The sequence below is a fragment of the Xanthomonas indica genome (assembly GCF_040529045.1).
Lineage (GTDB): Bacteria > Pseudomonadota > Gammaproteobacteria > Xanthomonadales > Xanthomonadaceae > Xanthomonas_A > Xanthomonas_A indica.
Window position 1 is genome coordinate 3,957,729 of sequence record NZ_CP131914.1, and the last position, 20,992, is coordinate 3,978,720.

Consider the following 20,992-nt stretch of genomic DNA (forward strand, 5'->3'; position numbering starts at 1 on the left):
TGTCCGGCGCGGCGGCGCCGGCATCGTCTTCTGCAACAAGGAGTGCCGTTCCATGACGACCGAGACCCGCCCCCGTGCGGACCGACCCCGCCACGCCGGAGCCGCACGCCAGACCCTGGCCAGCGCGCTGGCCCTCATTCTTGCGCTGACGGCCCTGCCCGCCGGCGCCGCGGACGCGCCGTCGCCAACCGCGCCCACCGCCACCACCCTCAGTCCGGAACAGATCGACCAGCAGTGGCTGCAGGCCACCGCCAAGTACGCGCCCGAACGCGCGCGCCTGGTGCGCGAAGCCAACGATGGCGCGCGCGGCGGACCGTTCCGACCCGACTGGACCTCGCTCAAGCAGTACCGCTCGCCGTCCTGGTACGACAACGCCAAGTTCGGCATCTTCATCCATTGGGGCGTGTTCTCGGTGCCGGCCTTCGGCAACGAGTGGTACTCGCGCAACATGTACCAGCAGGGCAGCAAGGACTACCTGCATCACCGCGAGACCTACGGCCCGCAGTCGCGCTTCGGCTACAAGGACCTGATCCCGCTGTTCACCGCGCCCAAGTTCGATCCGCAGGCCTGGGCCACGCTGTTCCGCGAATCCGGCGCCCGTTACGTGGTGCCGGTGGCCGAGCACCACGACGGCTTCGCGATGTACGACTCGCAGCTGTCGGACTGGACCGCGGTCAAGATGGGTCCCAAGCGCGACGTGATCGGCGAGCTGTCCAAGGCGATCCGCGCGCAGGGCCTGCATTTCGGCCTGTCCTCGCACCGCGCCGAGCACGACTGGTTCTTCGACGGCGGTCGCCAGTTCGACTCCGACGTCAACGACCCGCGCTACGCCGGCCTGTACGGCCCGGCACAGGTCCGCCTGCCGGGCAAGGACGACGCCGACGTCACCAACGACTGGACGCCGGTGTCGCAGGCCTGGCTGGACGACTGGCTGGCGCGCACCACCGAGCTGATCGACCGCTACGACCCGGACCTGATCTATTTCGACTGGTGGATCGCGCACCCGACCTTCCGCGGCACGCTGCCGACCATGCTCTCGTACTACTACAACCATGGCGCCGCCAAGGGCGGCGTGGTGGTGAACTACAAGCTCGGTGCCTTCCCCGAAGGTGCCGGCACGCTCGATATCGAGCGCGGCCAGCTCACCGGCATCCATCCCACCCACTGGCAGACCGATACCTCGGTCAGCAACGCCTCGTGGGGCTATGTCGAGAACGACACCTACAAGACGCCGACCTTCATCATCCACATGCTGGTGGACGTGGTCAGCAAGAACGGCAACCTGATGCTCAACATCGGGCCGCGCGCCGACGGTTCGATCCCGGACACCGAACGCGCGATCCTGCTGTCGATCGGCACGTGGCTCAAGACCAACGGCGAGGCGATCTACGACAGCACGCCGTGGCGCACCTACGGCGAAGGCCCCACCGAAGTGGTCGGCGGCACCTTCCAGGACACCAAGACCAAGCCCTACACGCCCGAGGATTTCCGCTTCACCACCGGCCACGGCGCGCTGTATGCGATCGAGCTGGGCTGGCCGGCCGACGGCCAGGCCGTTATCCGCTCGCTCAAGCCGGCCGACGGCGTGCGTGGCGTCACCCTGCTCGCCAGCGGCAAGCCGGTGCCGTTCGAGCAGCGCGCCGACGGCCTGCACCTGCGCCTGCCGGCCAAGCCGGCAGGCGAACACGCCTACGTGTTCCGCATCGACCTGTCCTCCCCCACCCCGCCAACGGATCCCTCCCGATGATGAAGCGTTTCGCAGGGCTGCTGTTCGCCCTCGCCCTGGCCTGCGCCCCGGCCATGGCCAAGAACCCGACTGCGCTGTTCTATCTGATGAACACGCAGAAATCGACCAATTCGTTCCTGGCCCACCTCGACAAGATCGATGTGGTGGTGCCGACCTGGTACGGCGTGGACCAGAGCGGCCTGGTCAACGGCACCCCGAACCTGTACCTGTACGAGATCGCCAAGCAGCACAAGCTGCGGGTGATGCCGATCCTGTCGATGACCGCCGGCCGCGACGGCTTCCACAAGCTGCTGCACGACGAGGACGCCAAGCAGCGCATGATCGCCGCGCTGCTGATCCACGGCCGCAAGCACGGCTATTACGGCTTCCAGTTCGATTTCGAGAGCATCGCCTGGACCGACCGCGACGCCTACTCGCTGATGGTCAAGCAGACCGCCGAGGCGCTGCACAAGGCCGGTTTCAAGCTGTCGGTGGCGGTGGTGCCGAACGCACCGGGCTATGCCGAGGGCGGCGCATTCGCCAAGTGGATGTGGGAGTACTGGCGCGGCGCCTACGACCTCAAGGCGCTGAGCGCCTCGGCCGACCTGATCAGCCTGATGACCTACGACCAGCACACCCGCTGGACCACGCCCGGCCCGGTGGACGGCATGGTGTGGATGAAGAAGCACCTGGACTACGCGCTGACCCAGGTGCCGAAGGACAAGCTGTCGCTGGGCATCGCCACCTATGGCTACCGCTGGTACACCGGCAATCCGGTCAAGCCCGACGGCACCGAAGCCTCCAACATCACCGCCGACTACATCGACGCCGACGAGTCGTTCCCGCTGGCGGTGGAGCAGAACGCCACCGTGCAATGGGATCCGGTGGAGCAGGAGTCGTGGTTCTATTTCTACCGCGACGACATGCGCGAATGGGTGTTCCGCCCGGACGCGCGCAGCTTCCGCGCCCGCTACGACCTGGTCAAACAGTACGGCCTGGAAGGCTTCAGTTGCTGGGTGCTGGGCGCCGAAGATCCCAAGGTCTGGGACGAACTGCCGACCGCGGCGCGCTGAGCGGTCGCACGATCGCGATGCGACACAGGAGGCATGCGGCGCGCGCCGAACGCGCCGCGCTCACCTCAGGCTACCCCGCAGCCTCTACGATACGCATCTCGATCGCTTGAGGTAGACCGATGACTGCAGTGGGTGCACACCCCCGATTGCCGCACCGCCCGATGCTCGCCGCCGCGCGCATCGCGGCGGCCTCCCGCAACGCCTGGCTGGGGTTGTCCCTGCTCGCCTGTGGCAGCCTGCTCGGCGGCTGCGACCGCGCGCCGCCGCCGGCGCCTGCGCCCGCGGCCAAGCCCGCCGCGGCGCCGCCGCCGGCTCCCAAACACGATGACGACGACGACAAGACGCCGCTGCCGCTGATCCCGGCGCCGGCCAAGGCCGAGCGCGACGGCGGCACCCTGACCATCGGCACCGGCGCCGTGCTGTCGGTGCCCCTCGACGACCCCGGCGCGCAGCGCGTGGCCGAGCAACTGTCGCAATTGCTGAGCAAGACCCGCGGGCTGTCGCTGGAAGTGCGTGCGGAGACCATCCCCGCCGACGGCAGCATCCGCCTGCAGCTCAATCCCAATACCGAGGTGGCGCAGGCCGAGGGCTACACGCTGGACGTGGACCCGCGCACCATGCTGATCCAGGCGCGCGAGGAACGCGGCCTGTTCTACGGCGCGATCAGCGCCTGGCAGCTGATGACCCCCGATGCCGGCAAGGGCGAGGTGGACGTGCCGCAGGTGCACATCCGCGACTGGCCGCGCTTCGGCTGGCGTGGCGTGCTGCTCGACGTGGCGCGGCACTTCCATGGCCCTGACACGGTCAAGCGCCTGCTCGACGCGATGGCCCAGCACAAGCTCAACGTGCTGCATCTGCACCTGACCGACGACCAGGGCTGGCGCATCGAGATCAAGCGCTATCCCAAGCTCACCGAGATCGGCGCCTGGCGCACCCCGCCCGGCGCCGGCACCCATGGCCTGCCCGATCGCTACGGCGGCTTCTACACCCAAGACCAGATCCGCGACCTGGTGGCCTACGCCGCCGAGCGCCATATCACCATCGTGCCGGAGCTGGACATGCCCGGGCACGCGCAGGCCGCGGTGGCCGCGTACCCGGAACTGGTCGGGGTGACCCGGCAGCGGCCCAAGGTGTCGGTGGACTGGGGCGTCAATCCGTACCTGTTCAACACCAACGACAAGAGCATGACCTTCATCCGCGGCGTGCTGGACGAAGTGCTGCAGCTGTTCCCCTCGCCGTACATCCACATCGGCGGCGACGAAGCGGTCAAGGACCAGTGGGAACGCTCGCCGGCGGTGCGCGCGCAGATGCGCAAGCTCGGCATCAAGGATGCGCACGCGCTGCAGGGTTGGTTCAACCAGCAGCTGGCCGACTACCTGACCCAGCACCAGCGGCGCCTGATCGGCTGGGACGAGATCCTGGAAGGCGGGCTGCCGGCCAGCGCGTCGGTGATGTCCTGGCGCGGTGTGGACGGCGCAGTCGCCGCCGCCAAGCAAGGCCACGACGTGGTGCTGGCGCCGGCCGGCTGGATGTACCTGGACAACCTGCAGAGCGCGCGCAACGACGAGCCCAACGGCCGCCTGGCGACGCTGCCGCTGCAGAAGGTCTACGGCTTCGACCCGGTGCCGGCGGCGCTCAGCCCCGAAGAGAGCAAGCACGTGCTCGGCGTGCAGGCGGCGCTATGGAGCGAGTACATCCCCTCCGCCTGGCATATCGACCATGCGCTGTTCCCGCGGCTGAGCGCGGTGGCCGAGGCCGGCTGGTCGCCGATGGCCGCGCGCGACTGGAATAGCTTCCTGCAGCGCATGCCGGCGCAGCTGGACCGCTACCGCCTGCAGGGCATCGCCTACGGCGACGGCGCCTTCGCCCCGGACATCGCGGTGCAGGGCGGCGACAACGCGGCGCTGGACAGCGGCCAGGCCACCGTGGTGCTGGGCAACCAGGCCAAGTTCGGCAGCTTCCGTTACACGACTGACGGCAGCGAGCCGAAGGCCGACTCGCCGCGCTACACCGCGCCGTTCGCGGTGACCCTGCCGGTCACCGTGCGTGCGGCCACCTTCGCCGACGACGGCCGCCTGCTGGCCGCGCCGCGCAGCCGCATCCTCGACCGCGCCAACCTGCTCAGCCGCGACACCCAGGGCCTGGCCTCGTGCGAAGGCGGCGAGCTGGGCCTGCGCGTGCCGCTGCTGCCGGACCTGGCTGACCAGGACACGCCGGTGTTCAACATCGACCTGTTCACCAGTTGCTGGCGCTACGCCGACGCGCGCCTGGACGGCATCGACCGCATCCGCATCGACGCCGCCCGCCTGGCGCGCAACTACGGGCTGGCGCACGACCAGGCCAAGGTCAAGCGCTACCCGGCGCACAGCGCGCGCGGCGAGTTCGAGGTGCGGCTGGGCGACTGCAAGGGCAAGCTGCTGGCCCGGCTGCCAATGCCGGCCGGCAAGACCCTGGGCGACCAGTTCGCGCTGGAAGCGCGGCTGCCCAAGCAGACCGGCGTGCACGACCTGTGCCTGCGCTCCACCGCGCCCATCGCCGGGCCGTACTACGCCATCGGCGCCGTCCATCTGATCGACACCGCGGCGCAGGCGCCCCCCGCCGCCGCGCACTGACCACGGAGACCCTCGCATGACCCAGCCGCCCCGCCGCCCCCGTTCCGCGTCGCACACGCGCCTTCCTGCCCGCCTCGGGCTGCTGCTGGCGCTGGCCTTGCCGGCGCTGGGGCAGGCGGCGGCGCCGACGACGCTGTCGCTGCAGCAAGGCTGGCAGGTGCGGCTGGCGCCGGGCGATGCCAACGCCAAGGCACATCCGAAGGCGGCGCAGTGGCTGCCGGCGCAGGTGCCGGGCACGGTGCAGACCGACCTGATCGCCGCCGGGGTCGTGCCCGATCCGTTCTATCGCGACAACGAAGCGCAGATCCAGTGGGCCGGGCTGAGCGACTGGCAGTACCAGACCCGGTTCCAGGTCGACGCGGCCCTGCTGGCGCGCCCGCACCTGGAGCTGGTGTTCGACGGCCTGGACACCTTCGCCGAGGTCTACCTCAACGGCAAGAAGCTGCTGGCCGCCGACAACATGTTCCGGCAGTGGCGGGTCGACGCCAAACCGTTGCTCAAGCGCGGCGACAACGTGCTGGAAGTGCGCATCGCCTCGCCGATCAAGAAGATCCAGCCGTGGCTGTCCAAGCAGCCGTATGCGCTGCCCGGCGCCTACGACTCGGCATTCGGCGACGAGCCGGTGGCGCGGCACAGCTCCACCTACGTGCGCAAGGCCCCGTACAACTTCGGCTGGGACTGGGGCCCGCGCATCGTCACCGCCGGCATCTGGCAGGGCGTGCGCCTGGAGGCCTGGGACGACCTGCGCGTGGATGGCCTGCGCATCGCCCAGCAGCGCGTGGACGCCGACGCGGCGCAGTTGCTGGCGCAACTGCAGGTGCAGGCCGGCCGCAGCGGCGAGGTGCAACTGGACCTGGACGTGCTCGGCCCCGACGGCCAGCGCGTCGGCCAGTTCAGCCAGCGCGCGGTGCTCGACCCGGGCGCCAACACCCTGACCGTGCCGGTGCGCATCGCCAAGCCGCAGCGCTGGTTCCCGGCCGGCTACGGCCGCCAGGACCTGTACACGTTCAAGGCGCACCTGCGCGATGCTGCGGGCGAGCGCTTCGAGGCGCAGCGCATCACCGGCCTGCGCAGCGTCGAACTGCGCCGCGAGAAGGACCAGTGGGGCAAGAGCTTCGCCCTGGTGGTCAACGGCATCCCGGTGTTCGCCAAGGGCGCCAACCTGATTCCGTTCGACAGCTTCCCCACCCGCGTCGACGCCGCGCGCATGCGCGGCTTCCTGCAGTCCGCACGCGACGCCAACATGAACATGCTGCGCATGTGGGGCGGCGGCCACTACCAGCCGGACAGCTTCTACGAGGACGCCGACCGCCTGGGCATCATGATCTGGCAGGACTTCATGTTCGGCGGCGCGATCCCGCCCTACGACGTCGCCTTCCGCGAGAACACCCGCGCCGAGGCCGAGGAGCAGGTCCGGCGCCTCGGCGATCATCCCAGCATCGTGATCTGGTGCGGCAACAACGAAGTACAGACCGGCTGGGAGAACTGGGGCGACCGCATCAAGTTCAAGCAGTCGATCGACCCGGAAGAGCGCGAGCGCATCGTCCGCGGCATGACCACGCTGTTCGGCACGGTGCTGCGCGAGGCGGTACAGAAGTACGACAGCGACACCCCGTACTGGGCGACCTCGCCGGGTACCGATTTCGACGGTGCCGCGGACCAGCCCGACGACGGCGACATGCATTACTGGAAGGTCTGGGGCGGCCCGGCATTGCCGGTCACCGAATACCTCAACGTGACCCCGCGCTTCATGTCCGAGTACGGCCTGCAGTCGTTCCCGGAACTGCGCACCATCCGCGCCTTCGCCGAACCCGGCGACCTGCAGCCCGAATCGCCGGTGATGCGCGCGCACCAGAAGTTCGACAAGGGCAACGGCAACCAGCGCCTGCTGCTGTACATCCGTCGTGCGTTCGGCGAGCCCAAGGACTTCGCCAGCTTCGTCTACCTGAGCCAGATCATGCAGGCCGAAGGCATCACCCTGGCCGCCGAGCACCTGCGCGCGTCGCGGCCGCAGGCGATGGGCTCGCTGTACTGGCAGCTCAACGACGTGTGGCCCGGCGCCTCGTGGTCGAGCCTGGACTACTTCGGCCGCTGGAAGGCGCTGCAGTACCACGCGCGCCGCTTCTACGCGCCGGAACTGATCGCCGCGCTGCGCGACGACCAGGGCCAGACCCAGGTGTCGCTGGTTTCCGACCGCACCACGCCGCTGGCCGCGCGCTGGCGCATGCGGGTGATGGACCTGTCCGGCAAGGTGCTGAGCAAGACCGAGAAGCCGGTGACCCTGGCGCCGCTGTCCAGCGTGCGCGTGGGCAACTTCAGCGATGCGCAGTTGCTGCGCCGCGCCGATCCGCGCCGCAGCGTGGCGGTGTTCGAACTGCTCGACGGCGAGCGCGTGCTGTCGCGCACCCTGGTGTACTTCGACGCGGCCAAGCGTCTGCAGTGGCCTCAGGCCGATATCCGCAGCGACCTGCGCGCCGATGGCGACGGCTACGCGCTGACCCTGAGCAGCGCCACGCTCGCGGCGCAGGTGTGGCTGAGCGTCGGCGACCTCGACGTGATCCTGTCCGACAACGCCTTCGACCTGCTGCCGGGCGAACCGTTGACTGTGCGCGTGCACAGCGGCGCGACGCTGGAGCAGGTGCGCGCGGCGCTGCAGGTGCGCGACCTGGGTGGGACCCTGGCCGGTGCGCCGGCCGAGCCGGCGGAGGTGAAGTGATGGGCGGGGAGATGCTCCGTGGATCGGCCGGCGTGCGGTCGCGGCTGAAGCCGCTCCTACAGCCGATGGTGCAAGCGCTGTGCGCCATCGGCCTGCTCGCCGCCCCGCTCGCCCACGCCGACGAGGCCGAGGATCGCGCCGCCGCGCTGGTGGCGAAGATGACCCGCGCCGAGAAGATCGCGCAGGCGATGAACGATGCACCGGCGATTCCGCGCCTGGGCGTGCCCGCCTACGAGTGGTGGAGCGAGGGCCTGCACGGCATCGCCCGCAACGGCGAGGCCACGGTGTTCCCGCAGGCGATCGGCCTGGCCGCGACCTGGAACCCCGAGTTGCTGCACGACGTCGGCACCGTCACCTCCACCGAGGCGCGGGCCAAGTTCAACCTCGCCGGCGGGCCCGGCAAGGACCATCCGCGCTACGCCGGGCTGACCATCTGGTCGCCCAACATCAACATCTTCCGCGACCCGCGTTGGGGCCGCGGCATGGAGACCTACGGCGAGGACCCCTACCTCACCGGACGGCTGGCGGTCGGCTTCATCCGCGGCCTGCAGGGCGACGATCCGGCGCACCCGCGCACCATCGCCACGCCCAAGCACCTGGCCGTGCACAGCGGGCCGGAACCGGGCCGCCACGGTTTCGACGTGGACGTGTCGCCGCACGATTTCGAGGCCACCTACTCGCCCGCGTTCCGCGCCGCCATCGTCGACGGCCAGGCCGGCTCGGTGATGTGCGCGTACAACTCCCTGCACGGCACGCCGGCCTGCGCCGCCGACTGGCTGCTCAACGGCCGCGTGCGCGGCGACTGGGGCTTCAAGGGCTTCGTCGTGTCCGATTGCGATGCGATCGACGACATGACCCAGTTCCACTACTACCGCGCCGACAACGCGGGCTCGTCCGCCGCGGCGCTCAAGGCCGGGCACGATCTGAACTGCGGCTACGCCTACCGCGACCTCGGCATCGCCTTCGACCGCGGCGAAGCCGACGAAGCCCTGCTCGACCGCTCGCTGGTGCGCCTGTTCGCCGCCCGCTACCGGCTCGGCGAATTGCAGCCGCAGCGCAACGATCCGTATGCGCGGCTGGGCGCCAGGGACATCGACAGCGCCGCGCACCGCGCGCTGGCGCTGCAGGCCGCGCAGCAATCGCTGGTGCTGCTGAAGAACGCCAACGCCACCCTGCCGCTGCGCCCGGGCCTGCGCCTGGCCGTGCTCGGCCCCAACGCCGATGCGCTGGCCGCGCTGGAAGCCAACTACCAGGGCACCTCGGTGCAACCGGTGACGCCGCTGCAAGGGCTGCGCACGCGCTTCGGCGCCGCCCAGGTCGCCTATGCGCAGGGCGCGCCGCTGGCCGCGGGCGTGCCCGGCATGATTCCCGAGACCGCGCTGCGCAGCGACGGCCAGCCCGGGCTGCGCGGCGAATACTTCGACAACCTGGACCTGGCCGGGACGCCGCGCGTGCAGCGCCAGGACCGCGTGGTCGGCTTCAACTGGGACCACGTGGCCCCGGCCAAGGGCGTGGACAAGGACCGTTATTCGGTGCGCTGGAGCGGCGAACTGCTGCCGCCCGGCCCGGGCGACTACACCCTCGCGGTGCGGGTGGCGCGCTGCTTTGATTGCGCCGGCCATGACCCGGTGCGCCTGTACATCGACGACCAGTTGGTGATCGCCGGCAACGCCGAGGACAAGCACCTGCCGGCCGGCATGCACAACGCCGACGGCCGCAACGTCGAGACCGTGCTGCATTTCGACGACGCGCGGCCGCGCCGCATCCGCCTGGAGCTGGAACACCGCGGCCAGGACCAGGGCCTGCGCCTGGAGTGGCTGGCGCCGCCGGCGCTGCAACTGGCCGAGGCCGAACGCGCGGTGGCGCAGGCCGACGCGGTGGTGGCCTTCGTCGGCCTGTCGCCGGACGTGGAAGGCGAGGAACTGCGCATCGACGTGCCCGGCTTCGACGGCGGCGACCGCAACGACCTGGCCCTGCCGGCCGCGCAGCAGGCCTTGCTGGAACGGGCCAAGGCCAGCGGCAAGCCGCTGGTCGTGGTGCTGATGAGCGGCAGCGCGGTGGCGTTGAACTGGGCCAAGCAGCACGCCGACGCGATCATCGCCGCGTGGTATCCGGGCCAGTCCGGCGGCACCGCCATCGCCCAGGCGCTGGCCGGCGACATCAATCCCGGCGGCCGCCTGCCGGTGACCTTCTACCGCTCGACCAAGGACCTGCCGCCCTACGTCAGCTACGACATGAAGGGCCGCACCTACCGCTACTTCAAGGGCGAGCCGCTGTTCCCGTTCGGCTACGGCCTCAGCTACACCCAGTTCGCCTACGACGCGCCACGGCTGTCGACCGCGACGCTGCAGGCCGGCCAGCCGCTGCAGGTGAGCACCACCGTGCGCAACACCGGCGCGCGCGCCGGCGACGAGGTGGTGCAGGTGTACCTGCAGTACCCACCGCGCGCGCAGTCGCCGCTGCGCAGCCTGGTCGGCTTCCAGCGGGTGCACCTGCAGCCGGGCGAGGCGCGCACGCTGACCGTCGCGCTGGATGCGCGCCAGCTCAGCGACGTCGACCGCAGCGGCCAGCGCGCGGTCGAGGCCGGCGACTACCGCCTGTTCGTTGGCGGCGGCCAGCCCGGTACCGGTGCGCCCGGCGAGGACGCCGCCTTCTCGATCAGCGGACGCATGGCCCTGCCGAAGTGAACCATGGGGCCGCCTGGCCCCATGTCTACGAAATGCGCCGGCGCATGCGGCGGTGCAGCGTAACTGCCCGGCCCCGTTCGCGCCGCCGAGCCTGCCGACCGTCGTTCGCGGCGCCGGATGAATTTATTTTTCACAACCTATTGACAGTCTTCCGGGACAGCGGTATCGATAACACGTCGGTGCCACGCGCCGACGATGCCAGACGCGCCGAACGCCGCAGCAACTGCGGCGTTTTCCAGGGCAGTTCCAGGGGTGATGTGCCATGTCATGCAGTCGTCGCAGCCAGGATCGATGCCTCGCCGGAGTTCCGGCGCCCTGCCTGTCGTCCGCGCACCACGCGGGCACGCACGGGGGCCGCTGCGCATGACCCGTCGCTACAAGCTGAGCGCGCTGCGTTCGCGCTCCAAGTGCATCGCCGGCTACTCGCCGCCACGCCACTGATCGCCGTCTAACGGTCCGCCCAGCCGGCAGACGCCACGCGTCGGTCGCCGTCCGCTTTGTCCTGCTTGCACGCCGCCCGGCGTGCGGTTCGAGCGCGCGCGCCTTCCGTCCACCGTGTCTGCCTTCCAGGAACGCAGCGGCGCGTCGCCTTCGGCGCGTGCCCGCACCGATCACGATCAGCGAGGTGTCACGTGGCAACCCATCCGTATTGCAAGCGCAAGGCGCTGTGCGCCGCCATTCTGGCCATCACCGGCCTTGCCGCCACCGCCCCGGCGCTGGCCGGCACCGTGCAGGGCGAACTCAAGGAGCGCAGCAGCGGCAAGCCCGCCGCGCACGCCAAGGTCGCCATCGCCGGCACCGCGCTCAGCGCCGTCACCGACGCGCAGGGCCGCTTCGTCATCGCCGACGTGCCGGCCGGGCAGTACGCGCTGCAACTTGACTATCCCGGCTTCAGCGCCCCGGAAACCACCGTGCAGGTCGCCGACAGCGGCGCCGCCACGGTGTCGATCGCGCTGGACGAGGCCAAGCAGTTGCAGACCATCAGCGTGGCGGCCAACCGCTACGACGCCAGCACGCTGAAGATGAATTCCTCGAACACGGTGGACGTACTGTCGGCCAACGACCTCGAGCACACCGCCGTGCACAACGTCGCCGAGGCGCTGGGTTTGATCGCCGGCATCAACATCACCTACAGCGGCTCGGGCTACTTCGGCGGCGTCGACGGCGCCGCGCGCGGCGAAGGCATGTTCGCCTCGGTGCGCGGCCTGCCCTCCGAGTACAACGTCAACCTGATCGACGGCGTCACCGTCGCCCAGGGCATGCCGTACAGCCGCAGCGTGCAGCTGAGCCTGCTGCCGCCCTCGGGCCTGCAGACCATCGTCGCCAACAAGACCTCCACCGCCGACATGGACGGCGACGCGATCGGCGGCACCCTGGATTTCCGCACGCCCACCGCCTACGACTACAAGGACGCCACCAGCGGCAGCGTCACCGTCAGCGGCCGCGTCGAGAGCCGCGCGCGCGACTACGGCGGCGACGGCCTCGGCGGCGGCCTGGCCGGCGAGTTCCAGCACAAGTTCGGCGACGAGCAGCAGTTCGGCTTCTACGCCAGCGCCTACTACGACTACCGCACCTCGACCAACAGCGAGGTGGCCGCGGCCACCAGCGCGCTCAACGACGGCTCCTGGGAATTCCTGCACGCCAATGCCGACGGCAGCAATGCGGCCGGCTACGCGCCGCAGGACAACCTGACCAGCACCGGCATGAACGTCGGCGTGGTCGCTGGCTGGGAGCGCCGCTACGGCGGCAATGCCGCCTTCGACTGGAACGTGGACGACACCCTGTCGGTGTACGCGCGCGCCACCTACGCCTACGCCAAGACCGACCAGGGCACCACCTTCGTGCAGTTGCTGCCGCAGGACGTCAGCTTCGTGCCGAGCGCCACGCCCGGCGTGTATTCGCCCAACATCAACCGCATCGCCGCGCGCTTCTGGTACGAGACCAACCCGGAAATCGCCGATCTGGCCACCTTCCAGGTGGGCGCGCGCAAGACCGCCGGCAACTGGACGCTGTCGCCGAACCTGTTCTACAGCTTCGGCGACAACGACCGCCCCGACCATATCGAGATCGACGGGCGCGAGGACAAGTTCAGCCAGGCCAACTTCGCCTACTCCGGCAGCAGCCTGATGCAATACGGCAGCGGCGCCTTCCCCTACCCGCAGCTGACCCCGGCGCTGCTGGCCCAGGTCAACAACATTCCGTCGCTGTACGCCAGCAGCTACGGCGAATCGACCAAGATCTACTCCGGGCAGAAGAAAGGCGGCGCCAAGTTCGATGCGCGCTACGACTTTGCCGACGGCGCGCTGACCACGCTGCAGTTCGGCGTGAAGTACAGCAAGAGCAGCCGCCACTACAGCAACCGCGACTGGTGGACCGGCCCGGTGCCCGACACCAGCACCCTGGGCGAGCTGGGCATCTTCAACGGCGGCTACGCGGCGATCTTCCCCGGCAAGTACCACTGGGCCACGCCGCGGGTCAGCGAAGGCGCGGTGGCGCAGGTCATCGCCGACCACCTCACCGACGACGACCTGGACACCTGCGGCAGCGCGTTCTACGTCAACAACTACAACTGCAACACGATGCGCGGCACCGAAGCGGTCAGCGCCGCCTACGCGATGGCGACCTTCTCCTTCGGCAGCCTGGAAGTGGTGCCGGGCGTGCGCTTCGAGCACACCAGCATCCACAACACCTTCTGGACCACGCCCACCGACAGCGACGGCAACCAGCAGGTCGGCTACTTCGCCGCCAACAGCACGCACTACGACCAGCCGCTGCCGAGCGTGTTCCTGACCTGGCGCCCTGACAGCGCCACCACCTACCGCGCCGCGCTGTGGACCAGCTATACGCGGCCGGCATTCGTGCAGCTGGGCGGCGGTACCCAGATCAACATCTCCAACGGCATCACCACCATCACCCAGGGCAATCCGGACCTGAAGGCGATCACCTCGACCAACCTGGATCTGTCCGGCGAGTGGGCGACCGACCATGGCGGATTCTTCTCGGTGGCCGGCTTCTACAAGCGCCTGCACCACTACATCTACGATGCCGGTTCCGGCCAGGCCAATTCGGGCACCAGCGGCAGCGGCACGGTGTTCTACCAGATGCCGACCAACGGCGGCGACGGCCGCGTCTATGGCGTGGAAGTCAGCGCGCGGCAGCGCTTCCAGGATCTGCCGGCGCCGTTCGACGGGCTGGGCGTCAGCGCCAATGCCACGCGCCAGCATGCGCACGCGGATCTGGGCATGGTCGGCTTCGAAGACGAGCAGATGCAATCGGCGCCGAATGCGATGGCCAATCTGGAGCTGTTCTACGAGCGCTCGAAGTTCTCGGTGAACCTGAGCTATCACTTCAGCAGTTCGTATCTGCTGAACTACGACTTCCTGCACCAGAACGCGCCGTGGGACGACCTGTGGGCGCGGCCGACGCGGCGGGTGGATCTGCATGCGGGCTATCGGTTCGACAATGGGGTGAATGTGGATCTGTCGATCTCCAATCTCACCAAGGAATACAGTTACTGGGGACACGTGGGCCGGCACAATCTGGCGGTGTCGGACATCGTCGATGCCGGCATGATGACGCTGTTGACCGTCAAGTACGCGTTCTAGGCCGCGGCGGCGTGCGCAATGGAATGCCATCGCGGAGAGGTGCCAGGATCTCTGTGGGAGCTTCTTCAGTCCCGACAGGCCTTACCGACTCCGCCTGGATCAGGCCTTTTGTGGGAGGGACTTCAGTCCCGACGGGCGTTACCGGTGCGGCCTGGCTCAGGCTGCATCGGGAGCCCACTCAAGCAGCGCGCGCCCCGCTTGTCGTAGGAGCGGCTTCAGCCGCGACAGACTCTACCGACACAGCCTGGACTATGGCTCTTGTGGGAGGGACTTCAGTCCCGACGGGTTTTCCCGACGCTACTTACAGCATGCTGCATCGGTGGTCCGCTCGGGTGAGGCGCACTCCGGCTGTTGTAGGAGCGGCTTCAGCCGCGACAGGCCTTACCGACTTCGACTGCACCACGCTTTTTGTAGGAGGGACTTCAGTCCCGACGGGCTTTACCGGTGTCGCCTGGGTTAGCCATCAAAAGCAACAGCTTTCGCCTGGCGGCGAGTTACTTTTCTTTGCTTGTGCAAAGAAAAGTAACCAAAAGAAGCCGCTTTACAGCAGCCGAATGGCTGATCAAGCACACCCCGCCGCAGCGCCCGCTACGCGGGTCCGCTCCGCTGACGGGATTTTCGGACGGGGCTTGTCTGCTTCGCAGCCAAGTCCGGGGCAGTCGCCTCACGGCGCCAGCCCGCCCGCCGGGGCGAAGCAGTGCTTCGCCTTTTCCCGGCGAGCCCTGCCCCGGCCGAAAACGGCGCACATCCTTGTGCGCCGCCCCCCTGCGGGGGGTTTTACCCGCCAGCTCCGCCGCTGCGGAGGGGACCCGGGAAAGGCAAAAGCTGAAAAGCAACAGAAACAACCACGGCAACTGCAACTACAACTGCAACGGTCCTGCTGGAGCGCGCAATGAAACGCCGCGCCTTCTGCCGGTTCGGGTTGCTCGCGCCGTTAGGATTGGCGGCGATGCCGATGCTGCGCGCGGCGGTGCCGGCATCAGCGCCGTTGCCGGATGGACGGCCGCACGCGTTCGGTTTCGCACAGGGTCGCTTCACGCTGGACGGGCAGCCGTGGCAGATCCGCAGCGGGGAGCTGCATCCGCTGCGGATCGCGAAGGCGGATTGGCTGCATCGCATCCGCATGGCCAAGGCGATGGGGCTGAATACCATCGCGCTGTACCTGATGTGGAACGCGCTGGAAACGGCGCCCGGGCAGTTCGACCTGGACAGCGGCGAGCGCGATTTCGTCGGGTTCATCCGGCTGTGCCAGCAGGAGGGGCTGTGGGTATATCTGCGCCCAGGGCCGTACGTGTGCGCGGAATGGACGCTGGGCGGGTTGCCGCCGTATCTGCTGCGCGAGGCGAACATCCGCCTGCGCGATCGCCACGATGCGCGCTACATGGCGGCGGTGAAACGCTACATCGGGGCGATCGCGCCGCGCATCGCGCCGTTGATGGCCAGTGCCGGCGGGCCGGTGCTGATGGTGCAGATCGAGAACGAGTACTCGATGCACGGCAGCGACGTCGGCTATCTGCAGGCGCTGGCCGCGCTGTGGCGGGCGCATGGGGTCGACGGGCCGTTCTCGCTGGCCGAAGGACTCAAGGATCTGCGTCGGCGCCAGGCGATGCTGCCCGGCGCCGCGCTGGGGCTCGATGGTCCCGATCTGCGCGATCTGCAGGCGGCCACGGCCTTCGCCGGGCAGGCGCCGGTGTGGGTGTCCGAGGGCTACCCGGGCTGGCTCACGCACTGGGGCGAGCCGCGGTTCGCGCGCCGCGACTACGCGCCGCTGCTGCGCCGCATCGCCGCCGCCGGCTATTCGTTCAATCTGTACGTGGTGCACGGCGGCACCAACTTCGGCCTCAGCGCCGGCGCCAATGCCGAGGACGACGGCTCGCAGTTCCAGCCGGCGCTGACCAGCTACGACTACGGCGCGCCGATCGACGAGGCCGGCCGTGCGACGCCGGCGTACTTCGCGCTGCGCAAGATCATCGCCGCGCAGGCGGACACGCCCGCGCTACCGGTGCCCGCCGCACCGCGCCGCGCACACTTCGATGCGGTGCAGGCCAATCCCGTGGCCGCGCTGTGGGACAACCTCGGCCCCGCGCTGCAGACCGACACCCCCATCGACAACCAACGCCTGCTCGGCCAGGACCAGGGCCTGGTGCTGTATCGGCGGCGGATCGGCGCGGGCCAGGCGCTGCATCTGGGGCAGGTCCACGACTACGCGGTGGTGCATCTGGACGGCCGCGAACTGGACCACGTGTCGCGGATGCGGCATCCGCGCCTGCACAGCGCGCTGCAACTGCGCTTGCCGGATGCCGAGCGGGACACGCGCGATCTGGAGGTGCTGGTCGACAGCTTCGGCCACATCAACTTCGGCCCGGCGTTGGGCGATCGCAAGGGGCTGCTCGGTCCGGTGCGGCTCGATGGGCAGGACATGCACGGTTGGGAGGTGCGCGGGATGGCGCTAGACGCGGACCCGACGCCGTCGCTGCGCCCGCTGCAGGCGCCCCCGCAACGCCCGGGCCTGTTCTTCGCCACCGCGTTCACCCTGGACCAGCCCGGCGACGTGCACCTGGACATGCGCGACTGGCGCAAGGGCTATCTGTGGGTCAACGGGCGCCTGCTCGGGCGCTATTGGGACATCGGCCCGCAGCAGTGCCTCTATTGCCCCGGCGTCTGGCTGCGCGCCGGCGCCAACCAGGTGCTGATCCTCGATCTGCATCGCCTGCAGCCGGGCCTGGTGCGCTGCGCCGACGGCCTGGTACCCGCGCCTGCCACGCAAGCCTTCGCTCCCCTTCCCTCCCCGCAGGATCGCGCATGCACATGACGTCGCTCGCCGCCCCCGTCGCGTCCTCCGCCGAGGACCAGGGCGCGCCACCACGCACGCTCGGGTTCTGGAGCGCGCTGTCGGCCAACCTGCTCAACATGATCGGGATCGGCCCGTTCATCACGATCCCGCTGGCGCTGTCGGCGCTGGCCGGGCCGGCGGTGTTGCTGGGTTGGGTGGTCGGCGCGCTGCTGTGCCTGTGCGATGGCCTGGTGTGGGCCGAACTGGGCTCGGCGATCCCGCGCTCAGGCGGGCCCTACCACTACCTGCGCGAGGCCTACGGCCGCGACCGCGCCGGGCGCCTGTTCGGCTTCCTGTACCTGTGGCAGACGCTGCTGACCGCACCGCTGTCGGTGGCGGCGGCGGCGGTCGGCTGCGCGCAGTACCTGGCCTACCTGATGCCGGGGCTGAGCCACACCGCGCTCACCGGCATCGCCATGGCGCTGTGCCTGTTCAACACCGCGCTGCTGTACCGGCAGGTGCGCTCGGTGCAGCTGCTGTCGTTGCTGGTCAGCGCGGTGGTGATCGCCGCCTGCGTGTGGATCGTGCTCAGCGGCGCGCTGCATTTCGACATGGCGCTGGCGCGCGAGTTCCTGCAGGCGCGGCCGGCCTCGCCGCACGGCTTCTGGCTGGGCTTCGGTGCGGTGGCGCTGATCGCGGTGTACGACTACGGCGGCTACAACAACGTGTGCATGCTCGGCGGCGAGATCCGCAAGCCGCGCCGCACGATTCCGCGTGCGGTGCTGTGGTCGATCCCGATCGTGGCGGTGCTGTACCTGGGCTTGAACGTGACCCTGCTCGGCGTGCTGCCGTGGCAGCAGGCCGCGCAGTCAAAGGCGGTGATCGCCGACTTCATGCAGGCCATCTATGGCCCGGTGGGCAGCACCGTCGCGGTGGCGCTGATCGTGCTCGCCAGTTGGGGCTCGGCGCTGGTGGTGCTGCTGGGCTATTCGCGGGTGCCGTATGCGGCCGCGGCGTCCGGCCAGTTCTTCGGCGTGTTCGCACGGCTGCACCCGCGCGGCCGCTTCCCTACCGTGTCGCTGCTGTTCGTCGGCATCACCTCGGCGCTGGCCTGCCCGCTGTCGCTGGACGACCTGATCGCCACGCTGATGATCATCCAGATCCTGTTCCAGTTCCTGGCGCAATGCCTGGCGGTGGTGCTGCTGCGGCGGCAGCCGCGGCGCCGCGCCCGCTTCGCCATGCCGCTGTATCCGTGGCCGCTGCTGATCAGCGTCGGCGGCTGGCTGGCGCTGCTGGCCACCAGCCCGCTGCCGCGGCTGCTGGCGGCGGTGCTGGCGCTGTGCGCAGGCACCGCGCTCTATCTCATCCAGGCCAAACGCGAGGCAGCATGGCCCTTCCAGCAATGAAAACCCATGACGTCGCGGTGGTCGGCGAGGTCTACCTCGACCACATCTTCAGCGGCTTCACCGCCTGGCCCGGGCCGGGCGAGGAAGCGATGGCGCGGCACTACCACCGCGACCTCGGCGGCGGCACCGTCAACACCGCCTGCGGGCTGGCCCGGCTCGGGCGCAAGGTCACGCTGATCGGCGCGATCGGCGCCGGCGACCGCGCCTGGTTCGCGCAGCGCCTGGGCGTGTTCGGCGTCGGCACCGAGGGCCTGGTCGATCATCCCGCCGGTACCGGCGTCACCGCCAGCGTGTCGCTGCACGACGACCGCTCGTTCTTCACCTACCCCGGCGCCAATGCCGCGCTGGAGCCGCTGCTGCGCAGCGCGGCCGCGCTGGAGGCCATGTGCGCCGCGCGCCATGTGCACTTCGCCCTGCCGCTGCCGGCGACGCTGGCGCGCACGCTGCTGCCGGCGTTGCGCGTTGCCGGTTGCAGCACCTCGCTGGACGTGGGCTTCAACCCGGCCTGGCTGGCCGATCCGGACAACCACGCCACCTGCCGCGCGGTCGATCATTTCCTGCCCAACCAGAAGGAAGCGGCCCTGGCCGGCTGCGCCGGCGACGACGCCGCGTCCTGCGCCGCCTGGGCGCAGGCGCTGGGCCTGGCGCAGGTGACGATCAAGCTCGGTGGCGCCGGCGCCTGCGTGGTGGATGCCACCGGCGCGCGGCGGGTCGCCGCGCCCACGGTCGCCGTGCAGGACACCACCGGCGCCGGCGACGCCTTCGATGCCGGCTTCATCGACGCGCTGCTGGACCACGCCTCCCTCGATGCCTGCGCGCAGCGCGGCTGCCTGTGCGGCGCCGCCTGCTGCACCGCGCTCGGCGCGCTCGACGGCCTTCCCGATCCCCCACGTCTCAGGAGTCTCCATGAGCAGTTCCTCTCCCAACCGTAAACTCGCCCTGATCGGCGGTGGCGGCGTGCGCGCGCCGCTGGTGGTGTACGGCGTCAACGATGCCGCCGAAGCGCTCGGCGCGCGCGAGATCGTGCTCTACGATCCGGACCAGGATCGGCTGGCGTTGATGGTCGCGCTGGGCCGCGCGGTGGTCGCCGAGTTCGGCGGCGAGCTGCAGGTCAACGCGGCCAGTTCGGCGGAAGCGGCGATCGACGGCGCGCACTTCGTGCTCAACAGCATCCGCATCGGCGGCATCCATCAGCGCGCCACCGACGAGCACACCATCATCCGCCACGGCTACGCCGGGCAGGAGACCACCGGCCCCGGCGGCGTCGCCAAGGCGCTGCGCACGGTGCCGGTGGCGATCGAGCAGGCGCGGATGGTGGAGCGGCTCAGCCCCGAGGCCTGGCTGGTCAGCTTCACCAACCCGGCCGGGCTGATCACCCAGGCCATCAGCCGCCACACCCGCGCGCGCGTGGTCGGCATCTGCGACACGCCGGTGGAGCTGTTCCACAACATCGCCCGCGCGCTCGGCGAGCCGCCCGCGGACGTGGACTGCGAATACGTCGGCCTCAACCACCTGGGCTGGATCCGCGCGGTGCGCGTGCGCGGCGAGGACGTGCTCGACCGCATCCTGGCCGACGATGCGATCCTGCGCCAGCTGTACCTGGCGCCGCTGTTCGACTTCGACATGCTGCGCACGCTGCGGCTGATCCCCACCGAATACCTGTACTTCTACTACGAGCGTAGTCGCGCCCTGGAGAACCAGCGCGCCAGCGGCGCCAGCCGCGGCAGCGAGATCGAACGGCTCAACCACACCCTGATCGCCGACCTGCGCAGCCGCCTCAACGCCGGCGACGGCAGCGGCGCGGTGCAGACCTACGCCGCCTACCTGCAGCAGCGCTCCGGCTCGTACATGCGGCTGGAGGCCGAGGCCGGCTCGGCCTTCGCCGACGACCTCGCGCCGCAGCCGGACCCGTTCCGCGCCAGCACCGGCTACCACCGCATCGCCGTGGACGTGATGAGCGCGCTGACCGGCGCGCTGCCGGGGCGGCACGTGGTCAACGTGCGCAACCAGGGCCGCATGCCGGAGCTGGCCGACGACGACATCGTCGAGATCTCCTCGACCATCGAGCGCGACCGCATCACCCCGCTGCCGGCGCGGCCCATGCCCGAGGCGATCCAGGGCCTGGTGCGCACGGTCAAGGCCTACGAGCACGCCGCCATCGACGCCGCGCTCAGCGGCAGCCACCTGGAGGCCTGCAAGGCGATGCTGATCCACCCGGCCATCGGCGAGTGGAGCCCGTCGCGGCGGCTGCTGGAGGCCCTGTTCGGCCATGCCGGCAACGGCGACGACGACGGCGAGTGCGTGTGCTCGGGACCGATGCACTGGCATGGCGCGCACCACCACCACTGAGCCGGCAGCGTGTGCGGTCGCAGGATGCATCGGACGGCCACACGT

Annotated in this window: 10 protein-coding genes; all 10 read left to right on the plus strand. The window is 69.9% G+C overall.

Annotated features, from left to right (window positions below; genetic code table 11):
• The first annotated feature begins 52 nt into the window (after nt 1–52).
• The 10 genes from Q7W82_RS17175 to Q7W82_RS17220 all read left to right on the plus strand — a co-directional run bounded on the left by Q7W82_RS17175 (nt 53) and on the right by Q7W82_RS17220 (nt 20,947).
• Nucleotides 53–1,747, plus strand: coding sequence for an alpha-L-fucosidase (locus Q7W82_RS17175; RefSeq protein ID WP_242161072.1), 1,695 nt, complete (start codon nt 53–55; stop codon nt 1,745–1,747).
• A complete protein-coding gene (locus Q7W82_RS17180; protein ID WP_160946462.1) occupies nt 1,744–2,799 on the plus strand; it encodes a glycosyl hydrolase family 18 protein in 1,056 nt (351 codons plus the stop codon). The genes Q7W82_RS17175 and Q7W82_RS17180 overlap by 4 nt, the downstream gene beginning before the upstream one ends.
• 119 nt (nt 2,800–2,918) lie before the next feature.
• Complete coding sequence (locus tag Q7W82_RS17185) at nt 2,919–5,411, plus strand: family 20 glycosylhydrolase (RefSeq protein ID WP_242161073.1); 2,493 nt, start codon at nt 2,919–2,921, stop codon at nt 5,409–5,411.
• Nucleotides 5,412–5,427: 16 nt separating this feature from the next.
• The gene (locus Q7W82_RS17190; RefSeq protein ID WP_242161074.1) at nt 5,428–8,127 is read left to right on the plus strand and encodes a glycoside hydrolase family 2 protein; all 2,700 of its coding nucleotides are present in this window, start codon (nt 5,428–5,430) and stop codon (nt 8,125–8,127) included.
• 11 nt (nt 8,128–8,138) lie between these two features.
• Entirely contained in the window at nt 8,139–10,814 is a 2,676-nt protein-coding gene (locus Q7W82_RS17195; protein WP_242161075.1) for a glycoside hydrolase family 3 C-terminal domain-containing protein, read from the plus strand.
• Nucleotides 10,815–11,446: 632 nt separating this feature from the next.
• Complete coding sequence (locus tag Q7W82_RS17200; RefSeq protein ID WP_242161076.1) at nt 11,447–14,419, plus strand: TonB-dependent receptor; 2,973 nt, start codon at nt 11,447–11,449, stop codon at nt 14,417–14,419.
• 892 nt (nt 14,420–15,311) lie between these two features.
• Nucleotides 15,312–17,231: a beta-galactosidase gene (locus Q7W82_RS17205; protein WP_242161077.1), complete on the plus strand. Its 1,920-nt coding sequence runs from the start codon at nt 15,312–15,314 to the stop codon at nt 17,229–17,231.
• The gene (locus Q7W82_RS17210) at nt 17,228–18,598 is read left to right on the plus strand and encodes an APC family permease (RefSeq protein ID WP_242161078.1); all 1,371 of its coding nucleotides are present in this window, start codon (nt 17,228–17,230) and stop codon (nt 18,596–18,598) included. Before Q7W82_RS17205 ends, Q7W82_RS17210 begins: the two co-directional genes overlap by 4 nt.
• Nucleotides 18,595–19,530, plus strand: coding sequence for a carbohydrate kinase family protein (locus tag Q7W82_RS17215; RefSeq protein ID WP_242161079.1), 936 nt, complete (start codon nt 18,595–18,597; stop codon nt 19,528–19,530). The genes Q7W82_RS17210 and Q7W82_RS17215 overlap by 4 nt, the downstream gene beginning before the upstream one ends.
• A complete protein-coding gene (locus Q7W82_RS17220; protein ID WP_242161080.1) occupies nt 19,505–20,947 on the plus strand; it encodes a 6-phospho-beta-glucosidase in 1,443 nt (480 codons plus the stop codon). The genes Q7W82_RS17215 and Q7W82_RS17220 overlap by 26 nt, the downstream gene beginning before the upstream one ends.
• Nucleotides 20,948–20,992 lie beyond the last annotated feature (45 nt).